Source organism: Gaiella sp., assembly GCF_057140465.1.
In genome coordinates this window covers 1-12604 of the sequence record NZ_DBNHWK010000074.1, presented here as the reverse complement: position 1 = coordinate 12604, position 12604 = coordinate 1, and the positions used below count along the sequence as shown (strand labels likewise).

12 protein-coding genes, 1 tRNA gene and 1 other RNA gene are annotated in these 12604 nt (G+C 70.1%); 4 read left to right on the top strand and 10 right to left on the bottom strand.

What is annotated here, in order from left to right; all coding sequences use genetic code 11:
• The 4 genes from AC162C_RS11070 to topA all read right to left on the bottom strand — a co-directional run.
• Positions 1-583 (bottom strand): hypothetical protein (locus AC162C_RS11070; RefSeq protein ID WP_484097601.1); only part of this gene is annotated, 583 nt, incomplete at its 3' end.
• Between the two features lie 245 nt (positions 584-828).
• The gene (locus AC162C_RS11065) at positions 829-1164 is read right to left on the bottom strand and encodes a response regulator transcription factor (protein ID WP_484097600.1); all 336 of its coding nucleotides are present in this window, start codon (positions 1162-1164) and stop codon (positions 829-831) included.
• A gap of 176 nt (positions 1165-1340) precedes the next feature.
• Positions 1341-2414: a sigma-70 family RNA polymerase sigma factor gene (locus tag AC162C_RS11060; RefSeq protein ID WP_462974362.1), complete on the bottom strand. Its 1074-nt coding sequence runs from the start codon at positions 2412-2414 to the stop codon at positions 1341-1343.
• 275 nt (positions 2415-2689) lie between these two features.
• Positions 2690-5239 (bottom strand): type I DNA topoisomerase, encoded by a 2550-nt coding sequence (gene topA, locus AC162C_RS11055; RefSeq protein ID WP_484097599.1) that lies wholly within the window; start codon positions 5237-5239, stop codon positions 2690-2692.
• Positions 5240-5288: 49 nt separating this feature from the next.
• Here topA and AC162C_RS11050 point away from each other — a divergent pair, with 49 nt between their 5' ends.
• The 3 genes from AC162C_RS11050 to AC162C_RS11040 are packed head-to-tail and all read left to right on the top strand — an operon-like array spanning position 5289 to position 7644.
• Positions 5289-5936 carry a lysophospholipid acyltransferase family protein gene (locus AC162C_RS11050; protein ID WP_484097598.1) on the top strand — a complete coding sequence of 216 codons (648 nt, stop codon included), beginning with the start codon at positions 5289-5291 and terminating at the stop codon, positions 5934-5936.
• Complete coding sequence (locus AC162C_RS11045) at positions 5933-6787, top strand: 5'-3' exonuclease (RefSeq protein WP_484097597.1); 855 nt, start codon at positions 5933-5935, stop codon at positions 6785-6787. The genes AC162C_RS11050 and AC162C_RS11045 overlap by 4 nt, the downstream gene beginning before the upstream one ends.
• Entirely contained in the window at positions 6784-7644 is an 861-nt protein-coding gene (locus AC162C_RS11040) for a histone deacetylase family protein (RefSeq protein WP_484097596.1), read from the top strand. The genes AC162C_RS11045 and AC162C_RS11040 overlap by 4 nt, the downstream gene beginning before the upstream one ends.
• 50 nt (positions 7645-7694) lie before the next feature.
• On the opposite strand, the gene AC162C_RS11035 is transcribed toward AC162C_RS11040, so the two are convergent.
• The gene (locus AC162C_RS11035) at positions 7695-8336 is read right to left on the bottom strand and encodes a response regulator (protein ID WP_484097595.1); all 642 of its coding nucleotides are present in this window, start codon (positions 8334-8336) and stop codon (positions 7695-7697) included.
• 43 nt (positions 8337-8379) lie between these two features.
• On the opposite strand from AC162C_RS11035, the gene AC162C_RS11030 reads away from it, so the two are divergent.
• The gene (locus tag AC162C_RS11030; RefSeq protein ID WP_484097594.1) at positions 8380-9759 is read left to right on the top strand and encodes a sensor histidine kinase; all 1380 of its coding nucleotides are present in this window, start codon (positions 8380-8382) and stop codon (positions 9757-9759) included.
• A gap of 206 nt (positions 9760-9965) precedes the next feature.
• Here AC162C_RS11030 and rnpB read toward each other — a convergent pair.
• The 5 genes from rnpB to AC162C_RS11005 form a co-directional block, all read right to left on the bottom strand.
• Positions 9966-10309: RNase P RNA component class A (gene rnpB, locus AC162C_RS11025), an RNA gene on the bottom strand.
• Positions 10295-10552 (bottom strand): hypothetical protein, encoded by a 258-nt coding sequence (locus AC162C_RS11020; protein WP_484097593.1) that lies wholly within the window; start codon positions 10550-10552, stop codon positions 10295-10297. The genes rnpB and AC162C_RS11020 overlap by 15 nt, the downstream gene beginning before the upstream one ends.
• Complete coding sequence (gene lexA / locus AC162C_RS11015) at positions 10549-11190, bottom strand: transcriptional repressor LexA (protein WP_484097592.1); 642 nt, start codon at positions 11188-11190, stop codon at positions 10549-10551. Before lexA ends, AC162C_RS11020 begins: the two co-directional genes overlap by 4 nt.
• A 190-nt stretch (positions 11191-11380) precedes the next feature.
• Positions 11381-12322, bottom strand: coding sequence for a homocysteine S-methyltransferase family protein (locus AC162C_RS11010; RefSeq protein ID WP_484097591.1), 942 nt, complete (start codon positions 12320-12322; stop codon positions 11381-11383).
• Positions 12323-12455: 133 nt separating this feature from the next.
• Positions 12456-12541, bottom strand: a tRNA-Leu gene (locus AC162C_RS11005).
• Positions 12542-12604 lie beyond the last annotated feature (63 nt).

Genomic DNA, 12604 nt, shown 5'->3' with positions numbered 1-12604 from the left:
CGACAACAGGGGCATAGGCTGGAATCGAAGTGAGCAGTAGAGGGACGAGTGAGCGAGTGACGTCGCGGATTCGCCGTCCTCGTATGCGAGCTGTTACCCCGGCGGATAGGACATCGAGGGTCTCTGCCACAACGGCCGCAAGTAGCGTCGCCGCGAGGAGGGCGCCGAAGCTGGCAGAGGTGGCTAGCAACACACCCTGAGCTACTAGCCCAGCTGCCACTCCGGTCAGGAACCGAGTACTCGTATAGGTCGCCCATTTGAGGCGCGGAGCGCGCTGTGCATCTCTGGGCGCAAGTAGCTCGGGATCTCCGATCATCGATGCGGCGTTGACGAGACCTGCGGCGAGCGGACCGAACAGCACCGCTGCGAAGAGCGTCGGGAGCAGCGCGATCGACATCACGGTGGTTCGCGTAATTCGAACGCCCCCGCGTTCGCCAACAGCATTGACAGCCGCTAGTGCAAGGACTGTCCACGGATCACCGAGGCTTGCCCCAGTGAGCACCAGGGCGATTAACGCGGATAGGGCAGCAGCAACCAACAGAGCCACATAAATCACGGTTCGTCGCTGCATCTCACTCGTCACTTCTGGCTCCTGCGCTGCTTGATCTATCCCTCAGTTGAGGTATACGATGGTCTTGCCGTCAGTTCCCAACCTAGGAGCATCGATGCGGAAGTTCATTCGTCGTGTCGTGCTTCGCGTCAACGTCATGAGCGGCGCGAAGGACTGGTAGCCGTCGAATCCTGGTTTCTCTGTCCCTGATGGGCATCCCTCTTTCGGGGTAACCGGAAGGGCGCGGAACCCGGGAACCGACGGCAGACGTAACGCAGCTATGCAATGAGCCCACGCCGGAAGCCCACGGCGACGGCGTGGGCTCTGCTGCGTGCCTGCAGCTTGGCGAGGAGATGCCGAACGTGGGACTTGACCGTCTCCTCGGACAGGAAGAGATGCTGCCCGATCTCACGGTTGACGAGGCCGTCAGCGACGAGCTGGAGAACCTCGAGCTCGCGTGCGGTCGGCTCCTGCTCGAGCTGGCGCAGCGCCGGCGGCGAGAACGGGATGACCGCACCCGCGCGGTTCGTGCTGCGGCGCGCTGCGGCGGCTTCGAACCGGCGACTGTGGTCGCGGTAGCGGCTCAGGATCTCGTTGCGCTCTGCAGCGTCCATTGCGGTGGGTATCGACCGCCGAGACATGGCGCTTTAGAGGGAGTCGTCGCTCGTTCGGGTGAGAACGATCCGCTCGCGCCGAGGTGCGATTCTGCAGGCCCGAGGCCCGCGAGGACCACCGAGACGGCGAGGGCGCGTCCGCGGGCGCGCCCTCGGTCGGTCGGATGCCGGTGCGGCTAGGCCGCGAGGCTTGCGAGATCGCGGAGCGCCGCGAGGCGCGACAGCGCCTGGCCTTCGAGCTGCCGGACGCGCTCACGCGTCAGGTCGAGCTCGTGTCCGATTGCCTCGAGCGTCCAGGGCTCACCCTCGAATCCGAAGCGGAGCTCCAGGATCCGGCGCTCGCGCTCCGGAAGCGCGTCGAGAGCCCGGCGGACGCTCTGGCGTCGAAGTGACTCCTCCGCCTCGTCGAACGGGTCGGCCGCCTCCCGGTCGGCGAAGAGATCGCCGAGCTCGCCTTCGTCGTCTGCGCCGACCGTCTGATTGAGCGACACCGACGCGTGCGCTGCGCCGAGCGCCTCGTCGACGTGCTGGAGCGGCAGCCCGGTCGCCTCTGCGAGCTCCTCCTTGGTCGCCTCGCGCCCGAGCTCCACCTCGAGCCGGCGTGCGGCGCGCGAGAGCTTCTGCTGGCGCTCGACGACGTGCACGGGCACGCGGATCGTGCGCGCGTGATTCGCGACTGCGCGCTGCACCGACTGCCGGATCCACCAGGTCGCGTAGGTCGAGAACTTGAAGCCGCGCCGCCAGTCGAACTTCTCGACGGCTCGGTTGAGGCCGAGCGTGCCCTCCTGGATGAGATCGAGGAAGGGAACGCCGAGCCCCCGGTATCCCTTGGCGATGGAGACGACGAGGCGCAGGTTCGACTCGATCATCCGCCGCTTGGCGACGAGGTCTCCACGCTCGATCTGCTTCGCGAGCTGAACTTCCTCGGCGGCCGTCAGCAGCTTGTGCTTCCCGACGTCGGCGAGGAAGAGCTGGAGCGAGTCGGCGGCACCGGCGATCTGGTCGGCTGCCCAGACCTCCTTCTGTGCAGCCTCCTTCTCCTTGGCCGCGTCGGCCTGCGGTTCGCCGATCTCAAGCCCCATCGCCTCGAGCTCGCGCGTGACCGCCTCGGCCTCGTCCTCGGCGAGCTCGTGCTCGAGCGCGAACGCCTCGATCTCGGCCGGCTCAACCCAGCCACGCTCTTCCGAGCGCTCGATGAGTGCCTTGAGCTGGTCGGTTTCGAACATCTCGATGAGCTGGTTCTGGGTCAAGCTGCTGTTCCTATCCTTTCGCGGAAGTCAGAGGCGCACAAGCTGATCTGACTGTACGGAGTGATCTAAGACGCTGCCAGGGGTTACGTCGTCCTTAATGCCGTCACAAACTCGAAACGAGCGGCCCGAGCGGAGTATTCCGCGGCTGGCGCCAGGCGGAGGGTGTGGCTCGCGCGAACGATGTTCGTTAGGCAGAGTGGACTCGACATCCTAGGACGTCGGGCGGACATCGCAAGTTAGCGCATCCGGGTCGGGAACGCAACCGGAAGGAGCGGTCACTTCCCGCGTCGCCGCGGTGTCCGCTTCGCCGGCCCGCGGGCGCGCCGGTCGGCGATCAGCTCGGTCGCGCGGTCGATCGTCAGTGACTCGACGTCGTCGCCCTTCCGCAGGCTCGCGTTCGTCTCGCCGTCGGTCACGTAGGGCCCGAAGCGACCGTCCTTGACGACGAGCGGGCGGCCGGAGACGGGGTCTGCGCCGAGCTCCCTGAGCGGCGGCTTCGGCGCCGCACGTCCACGCCGCTCCTTCGGCTTCGAGAGCAGCTCGAGTGCCTGCTCGGTGGTGATCGTGAACAGCTGGTCCTCGTCCGCGAGCGAGCGTGTCTCCGATCCCTTCTTCACGTACGGGCCGAAGCGCCCGTTCGCGACGACGATCTCCTCTCCGTCCGGCGCCTCGAGCGTCCGTGGCAGGGAGAGCACTCTGAGGGCATCCGCCAGGGTCATGGTCTCGATCGACATCGACGACAGCAGCGAACCCGTGCGCGGCTTGCCCTCCTCGTCCCGGAGCACCTCGGAGACGTACGGGCCGTAGCGCCCCTGGCGCGCGACGATCGCGTGCCCGGTCGACGGATCGACGCCGAGCTCCCGGTCACCGGACGGACGGGAGAGGATCTCGTCGATGAGCTCCGGGGAGAGCTCGTCCGGGGCGAGATCGTCCGGGAGACTCGCGCGCTCCTCGCCACGCTCGACGTACGGGCCATATCGGCCGACGCGCACGACGGCCTCACTTCCGGGAATCCTGATCGAGTTGATCTCTCGGGCGTCGATCTCGTCGAGGTGCTCGGTGACGAGTGCACGGAGCCCGGGCCCGCCGTCGCCGAAGTAGAAGCGTCGCAGCCAGTCGACGCGCTGCTCGTCGCCTGCGGCGATTCGGTCGAGGTCGTCCTCGAGGCGGGCGGTGAAGTCGTAGTCGACCAGGCGTTCGAAGTGCTCCTCCAGGAGCTGCGTGACGGCGAACGCCAGGAACGTCGGCACGAGCGCCGTCCCCTTCTTGAAGACGTAGCCGCGATCGAGGATCGTCCCCATGATCGAGGCGTAGGTCGACGGCCTGCCGATCCCTCGGTCCTCGAGCGCCTTCACCAGCGACGCCTCCGTGTAGCGGGCAGGTGGGCTCGTCTCGTGACCGCTCGGCTCGAGCGAGGTCGCCTCGACAGCCTGGCCTTCCTGCAGGCGCGGGAGCCGGCGTTCGTCGTCGTCGTCGTCGGACGGCTCGTCCCGCCCGGACTCGTAGGCGAGGAGGAATCCGTGAAAGGTGATCACGGTGCCGGAGGCGGCGAAGACCGCGTCCTCGTCGGCGGCGGTCACGGCCCCCAGCCGGATCGAGACGGTCTGGCCGGAGGCGTCCTTCATCTGCGAGGCGATCGTCCGCCGCCAGATCAAGTCGTAGAGGGCGTGCTCGTCCCTCGAGAGCTCCCCTTTGACCATGTCCGGTGTCCTGAAGCGGTCACCGGCCGGGCGGATCGCCTCGTGGGCCTCCTGCGCGTTGGCGACGGCTCGCTCGTACTTTCTCGGCGACGCGGGAACGGTCTCGGCGCCGTACCGCTCGGCCGCCTGTGCCCGGGCCGCCGCGAGCGCGGTGTCCGACAGCGTCACCGAGTCGGTGCGCATGTAGGTGATGTACCCGTTCTCGTACAGCCGCTGGGCGACACGCATCGTGGTCTGCGACGAGAAGCGCAGCTTGCGACTTGCCTCCTGCTGGAGAGTCGAGGTGCGGAACGGCGCCGCCGGGCGTCGGGTATAGGGCTTCTCCTCGACCGACCGGACGGAGAAGGCGCAGCCGTCGAGTCGCCCGGCGAGCCCGGCCGCCCGCCCGGCGTCGAGCACGACGACGCCGTCGCGCGGCCGGCCGTCGGGCCCGAAGTCCCTGCCCTGTGCGACCCGGGCCCCGTCGAGCATGACGAGCCGGGCCTCGAACGCGCCGGGGTCGAACACTGCGACGACGTCCCAGTACGCGGCCACCACGAACCGCATCCGCTCCCGCTCCCGCTCGACGACGAGCCGGGTCGCGACGGATTGCACGCGTCCGGCGGACAACCCCCGCGTCACCTTCTTCCAGAGCACGGGTGACACCTCGAAGCCGTAGAGGCGGTCGAGGATCCGCCTCGTCTCCTGGGCGTCCACCAGCTGCTCGTCGATATCGCGGGTCTGCTCGAGAGCCCGCGCGATCGCGTCCTTGGTGATCTCGTGGAAGACCATGCGCCTCACCGGCACCTTGGGCCGGAGGACCTGGAGGAGGTGCCACGCGATAGCCTCGCCCTCGCGGTCCTCGTCGGTCGCGAGCAGGAGCTCGTCGGCATCCGCGAGCTTCTTCTTCAGGTCGGAGACGACGCGCTTCTTGTCGGGGTCGACGACGTAGAAGGGCTCGAAGTCCCTGTCGACCGCGACGCCGAGGGTGCCGTACTCCGGCCGCTTCTCCTTGGGGATCTCCGAGGCGCGGCTCGGCAGGTCCCGGATGTGCCCCACGCTCGATTCCACGAGGAAGTCGTCGCCGAGGTACCCGGCGATCGTCTTCGCCTTCGCGGGGGACTCCACGATCACGAGACGCGTCATGACGGGCGACACCATAACGGCGGCGCCCGGCGGCGCATATCCTGGGCACGTGTCGAGCAACCCCCGCCCCAGCTGGTTCTACGTCCTCGTCGGGGGCCTTTCGTGGCCGGTGCTGCGGCTCGTGTACCGGCTGCGTGCGTCCGGCGCGGACAATCTCCCGCCGGCCGGCGGGTACGTGCTCGCCGCGAACCACTGGTCGAACTTCGACCCGTGGCCGCTCGGCGTGCCTCTCTTCCCCGGGCGGTACCTGCGTTTCATGGCCAAGGCAGAGCTCTTCTGGTTCCCGCTCAGCGTGATCATCCGCGCCGGGGGCGGGTTCAGGGTCAATCGCGGCATGCGGGATCAGGAGGCGATCGACACCGCGATCCGGCTCTGTGAAGAGGGAAACGTCGTCGTGATGTTTCCCGAGGGGACGCGCCGGCGAAAGGGCCTGCGCAAGAAGTACGAGGCGACGTGGCATACGGGTGCGGCGAGGATCGCGCTCGAGGCCGGGGTGCCGCTCGTGCCGGCCGCGGTCGCGGGGACGCAGCGGCTGAGCCGCCTGGCCCAGCTCAGAGTGGCCTACGGGCCGCCCATCGACCTCACCGACCTCGCCGGTCAGGAGCCTCACGACGCGGCACCGGCGGCGACCGATCGACTGCGTGCCGCGATCACGGCGCTCGAGCGATCGCTCGGCGGCGGCCCCGAGACGTCGTGAAGCGATCTGCGGCCCGGCAGCCGCTGCTCGTCGTGGACGGCGACTCGTTCGCCCACCGCGCGTTCCACGCCGTGCCGAGCTCGGCGTTCAGACGCGTCGACGGGGCTGCGGGCAACGCGGTGAGCGGCTTCGTGTCGATGCTGCTCCGGCTCTGGGAGGCCGAGCAGCCCCGGGCAGTCGTCGTCGGATGGGACACCCTGGACGCGCCGACCTACCGTACCCGGCTCCTCCCCGGCTACCAGTCCGGCCGGGAATTCGACCCCGAGCTCGTGGAGCAGCTGGAACGGCTCCCGGCGCTCGTCTCTTCGACCGGGATCGTCTGCGCGAAACGCGCCGGCTACGAGGCCGACGACTTCCTCGCCGCCGCCGTCGCCCAGGAGGAGGCCGCGGGTGGGACGAGTCTCGTGGCGACCTCCGATCGCGACGCGTTCCAGCTCGCGAGCCCACGGACGACGATCCTGCAGCCCGTCCGGGGGGCCGGTGAGCTCGCGCGGATCGGACCTGCCGAGGTGCGGGAGCGCTACGGCGTCGAGCCGGCACAGGTGCCCGACTTCATCGCGCTCCGCGGCGATCCGTCCGATCGCATTCCGGGGGCCCGGGGTGTGGGCGAGAAGACCGCCGCGGCGCTGCTCGTCGAGTACGGCTCCCTGGACGCGGTGCTCGCCGCGGGTCGGTTCGAGGACGAGGCCGATGCGCTCCGCGCATACCTCGCGATCGCCCGCCTCGATCCCGATGCGCCGCTCCCCCCGATCGAGGATCACCGGCCCGACTGGGGAGCCTGTGCAGCGGCGGCGCGCGCCCTCGGGCTCGACAGGCTCGCGGATCGTCTCTCGGAGGCCGGCCGCCCGTGATCGACGCGATCAGCCATCCGTCGCTCGCACGCCTCCATCCGACGGCCAGCCACGGGCACCCGGAGTGCGAGCATCGCCTACACGTGATCCTCGAGGCCGCCGGAGACGTCATCGAGGGACGTCCGGCAACCCGCGAGCAGATCGAGAGCGTGCACGACCACGCATACGTGTCGACCGTCGTCGAGCTCGATGGCGAACGGTGGCTCGACCCCGACACGATCGGTTCCTCGACGACCTGGGAGGCGGCCTCCCTGGCCGCCGGGTGTGCGATCGACGCCGTCGCACGCGGGGGTTTCGCGCTCGTTCGACCGCCCGGGCATCACGCGATGCCGGATCACGCGATGGGGTTCTGCATCTTCGGGAACGTGGCGATCGCCGCACGCTGTGCCCAGCAGGACCTCGGGCTGGCGCGCGTCGCGATCGTCGACTGGGACGTCCATCACGGGAACGGCACGGAGGCGATGTTCCGCGGCGACCACTCCGTGCTCTTCGTCTCGTTGCACCAGTGGCCGTTCTATCCGGGTACCGGCGGCCCGGGAACCAGTGACGAGTCGACCGTCAACGTCCCGCTCGAGGCCGGCTCGGGTGACGCCGAGTACTTCACCGCCTTCGACGAGCTCGTCGAGCCGGCGGTACGCGCCTTCGCGCCCGACGTCCTGATCGTCTCGGCCGGGTTCGACGCCCACGTCGCCGACCCGCTCGGAGGCATGCGCGTCACCGAGGACGGGTTCCGCGAGCTCGGACGCCGCTGCGCGAGACTGGCGCCCCGGGTCGCGGCGGTGCTCGAGGGCGGGTACAACCTCGACACGCTGCCCGCGCTCGTGACGGCCGCGCGCGAGGGACTGTCGGACGCCTGAGGGCGCGACCGGCGCCTGGATCGCTTCGGTCGCGTCGAGGCGTCGGCGTCTCAGCTGCGTGCCACTGCGAGGCGCTCGATTGCCTCGCGACGCGATGACGCACCGAGCTTGCGGAGCAGGCTCTTCACGTGCGAGCGCACGGTGTGCTCCGAGATGAACAGCCGTCCGGCGATCTCGTCGGTGGTGAGGTGCTCGTCGAGGAGGAGCAGCACCTCGACCTCGCGTGCAGAGAGCTTCGCCGCGATCGCGTCCGGCACGCCGCCGTCGAGTCGCCCACCCGCGCGCAGGCGATCGACCAGGCGTCGCGCAACAGCCCCCGACAACGCCGCCTCTCCGTCCACGACGCCGCGGAGGAACTCGGCGATCCGCTCGGGCGGCTCGCTCTTGAGGAGGTAACCGGCTGCACCGGCGCGGATCGCTGAGAGGAGGTTCTCCTCGGTGCCGGACGCCGTGAGCACGACCACCTCTGCCTCGGGGGCTGCGGCACGGATCCTGGGCAGCGCCGTCAGCCCGTCCATCGCCGGCATCGTCAGGTCGAGGAGGACGAGCTGGGGCTGCAGGTCGTTCGACAGCGCGATCGCCTCGTGCCCGTCGGATGCTTCTCCGACGACGTCGAAGCCGTGCTGGGCGAGGAGCGATGCGAGTGCCTCGCGGGTGAGTGGGTGGTCGTCCGCGACGAGAACCGTGGCCATCACCTCGCTTATCGGCACGGAGTGCGCTGCCGATGAGTGGGACGTGAACGTGATCCGCTCCGGCTCCTATCGGTCATGGTTGCGCGGCGAGCTGATCCTCGTCGGCGCCCTCGGTCTCGCGACCGCGCTCCTCGCGGCGGTCGACCGTCTCGGCGGGTACGAGGCCCCAGCTGCCCGCCTGGCACTCGACATGGCGGTCGTGGTCGTCGCCGCGATGGTGGCCGTGCTCGCGTCGATCCGGTTCCTCGTCGGCGGATGGGTGCTCGACGTCCTCCTCGCGGCAGGGTTCGCGGTGTCCGCGCTGGGGATGTTCGCCTTCGGCGTCGCCCCGAAGCTCGACGGGACCTCACTCTCGAACCGTGAGGCCTGGGCGACGATCGCGGCCCAGGTGGCGGGCGCCGCGCTGATCGCTGGCGCACCGTTCGTCGGCGCGCGGGTGACCCGGAGGGAGCGTGCTCTCGTCGCGGCGGCGGTCGCCTCTGCGTGCGTCCTCGTGCTCATCTGGGTGCCGCTCGAGCTCGCCGGGGTCGATCGACCACTCGTCGGGAGCGAGGGAGAGCGCTCCGCGGCGGCGGTGCTCGCGGCATACGCAACGCTGGCCATGCTCGCCCTGGTGGCGACGATCGGCTTCGGGCTTCGCTACCGGAAGTACAGTCGCGACCTCGACAGGTGGCTCGCACTCGCCCTCACGCTCGTCGTGTTCGCCGACCTCCAGTACGTGCTCGCACCGGTGCTGTCGACGGAGTACGTGCTGCAGGGCGACTTCCTCAGGCTGCTGTCGTACGCCGTCCTGCTCGTCGGCGTCTGGCGTGCGATCTCCCGAGCGGAGTTCGGCCACGCGGTCGCGGAGGAGCGAGCGCGGGTCGCCCGTGACATCCACGACGGGCTCGCCCAGTACCTGTTCGCGATCTCCACCCACGTGAACATGCTCGAGTGTGGCGCACCGCTCGACGACCTCCTGCCGCGGCTGAAGGCGGCGACGACGGCGGCGCAGCAGGAGGCCCGGTTCGCCGTGCTCGCGCTGTCGTCGGCGAGCGGCACGGCGTCCTTCGACACGGCGCTGAGGCGGTACGTCGACGTGCTCACTGCGGACGGCCGCCTCGACGTCGAGCTCGAGGTCGATCCCTCCGTGTCACTCGCTCCCGACGAGCAAATCGAGGTGTTCAGGATCGTGCAGGAGGGACTCGCGAACGCCCGACGTCACGCGGACTCCCACCGCGCGTGGGTGACGATCGGAGCGCGCGGTGCGCGCCGCGTGGTCACGGTGGAGGACGACGGCGTCGGATTCGACGGCGCCGAGACGAGCGAGGGGCAAGGGCTGCGCAACATCCGCCAGCGCGCCGAGTCGATGAACGGCGAGCTGACGCTGCGCTCGATCCCGGGCGAGGGCACGTCGATCGAGGTCGTGCTCCGCGCCGCCTGATCGTCGTACGAGCCGGCGGCCGGGCAGAGGCCGCCCTCTCGTGTGCGGTCGCGCTCACCCAGCCCGGATGGGGGCACCCCCGACGCGGCCGTTCGGCGTCCTGGGCCCGAGGGCCGCGGGCCGTCGATGGAGCTGCTCCCGGTGGGCCGCACCGCGGCGCCGCGTTGTCGGTGCGACGATGGCGAAGCCCCGCCGGGGCGGGGCTTCGCGGTAGCAGGCCTGTAAGCCGGATTCTGTCGAGGGTGACCATCTCTCTAGGCCACCGGTTCCCCGGTGGCTCGAGCGGCGTACCCGGTCCCTCGGCGGGCCGCGTCGACGGGACCTGCTTCGCCTTGCACCGGACGGGGTTTGGCAAGCCGCCGTGTCACCACGGTCGCTGGTGGGCTCTTACCCCACCGTTTCACCCTTGCCGGTGATCTCGCACCGGCGGTCTCCTCTCTGTTCCACTTTCCGTCGGCTTTCGCCGCCTGGGATTTCCCCAGCGTCCTGCCCTGCGGTGTCCGGACTTTCCTCGAGCGCCGTGCGGCGCCCGCGGTCACCCGGCCTGCACGTCAAGCGTAGCGGGCGCTCGGCCGAGGAGCCTGGCTGCGCCCGAGGCGCCGACCGCGGAGCCGGGGAGCCGGATCTCCGGGAGCTCCGTGCCGTCGGCGAGGATCGACCGGCACTCGGGGCAGGCGAGCGCGTGGTCGAAGCGCATCACGAACTCCCCGCACACCGGGCACTCGAGGCTGACGCCACGGAGGAGCGCGACGAGCTCCTGATCGAGCGTGCGTGCGAGTGGCGTGACGGTCATCGCAGGCTCCGGAACACCCCCACGACCCGTCCCAGGACCTGCACGTGATCGGCGTAGATCGGCTCGAGCGCCGTGTTCTCGGGCTGGAGCCTGATGCGACCGTCGGCCTCCCGGTAGAACGTCTTGACGGTCGCCTCGTCGGCGGACTCGTCGTCACCCGCGAGCGCGACGACGACCTCGCCGTTGCGCGCGTCGTCGGAGCGCTGCACGACCAGCGTGTCGCCGTCGAGGATGCCCGCATCGACCATGGAGTCCCCGTGGACGGTGAGGAGGAAGTCGGCACCGCGCCCGAGGGGCTCGGGGACGCCGATCACGTCCTCGACGTTCTCGTCGGCGAGCAGCGGTGACCCCGCGGCGACGCGCCCGACGAGCGGGAGGCGCTGCACGTCGGCCTCCACGGCGGGGCGGGCCGGCTGCGCCTCGACCCGGCGGTGCCCGACGAGCTCGATCGCGCGCGGCTTCGTCGGATCGCGGCGGATCAGCCCGCCGCGCTCGAGGTTCGCGAGGTGGGCATGGACGGTGGATGGGGAGGCGAGGCCCACGTGCTCACCGATCTCGCGCACCGTCGGCGGGTAGCCGTGGCCGTCCACGTACTCGACGAGGAACTGCCAGATCTCCTGCTGTCGTGCGGTCAGCACCTGAGGGCCTCCTGGGTCGATGACGAACGTATGTTCGTCACGACAGCGTAGACCCCTTCCCGGACGGCGTCAATCGATCATCGGCCGACCCGGGCTCCGCCGCCTGCGCCCGCGTGAGCGAGTCGGCGTCGAGGTCGCACGCTCCGGGCCCACGGACGAGGGCCCCGTCACCGTCGTCTGCGACGCCTCCTCAGGCGGGCTGCGTCCACCTCGCGGCGATCTCCGCGACGTGCCGATGGTCGGTCCCGCAGCACCCTCCGAGCACGGTGAGCCCGGACAGCACCTCGCTCAGCGCGGCGTACTCGGCGGCCAGTTCGACCGGGTCGCCGTCGTCGAGCTCGGTCGCCTCGTCGAGCTCCGCGTGGCTCATGCGCGACGCGTTCGCACGGATCCCGCGGATCCGATCGAGCCAGGGGGCATCGGGCGTGAGCACGCCGGCGAAGTGCGACGGGTGCGCGCAGTTGACCATGAAGTAGTCCGGGCCGCCGGCGGCCTCCGCATCCACCTGCGCGATCGCGTCGGCCAGCGACTGGCCGCTGGGAAGGCCGCCGTCGGTCTCGACGGTGAACGAGATCGCGACGGGCACGCCCGCCGACCGTGCCGCCCGGGTGATCCCGACCGCCTCCTCCGCGTAGGTCATCGTGAGCGCCGACACGACGTCGACGCCGCAATCGGCGAGGATCACGATCTGCCGGGAGTGGTACTGCTCGGCGTCGTCGCTGGAGAGCATCGTCTCCGGGCTGTACCCGTCACCCTCGGGGCCCACGCAGCCGCTGATCACGATCGGAGAGACGCGATCGGCGTGCGTTCGGGCGATCTCCTGCATCAGCTCGACCGCCTGCCGGTTGACGGCGTCGATCTCCGCCGGCGTGTATCCGGTGGCGTCCGCCCAGCCGGAGCTCGCGCGCCAGGTCGGGCTCTCGAGGAGCAGCCCGACCCCGTACCTCCCCGCGATCGCCGCGTACTGGTCGTAGTAGCGCCGGAGGAGCACCGTCCGGGCGTCGTCCTTGAGGACGTCGAAGGCCGCGAACGCCGGGAGGTCGAGGCCATCGTGGAAGATGAGCGATGTCTCGAGGCCGCCGTCCGTGATCAGGCGCTCCCCTTCGAGCTGCGGCAGACGCGTCGTCGTCATGGTGCTCCTTTCTCAGGAGGCGTGCACAACGCCCGGGGCGTGGTGCGAGGTGAGAGATGGAAGGTAGTACACGTCTTGTGCCCGGGACCGTTGTCCGACGGCGAAGGGGCCCCGCGGGGCCCCTTGAGCTCGATGCGCTGGAGAGGACTTGAACCTCCACGGCCTAAAGTGGCCACTCGGCCCTCAACCTAGCGCGTCTACCCAGTCCGCCACCCGCGCGAGAGCCGGGGCATTGTAGCGGGAGTCAGCCGAGGAGCCGGTAGAGGACGACCGTGTTCACCC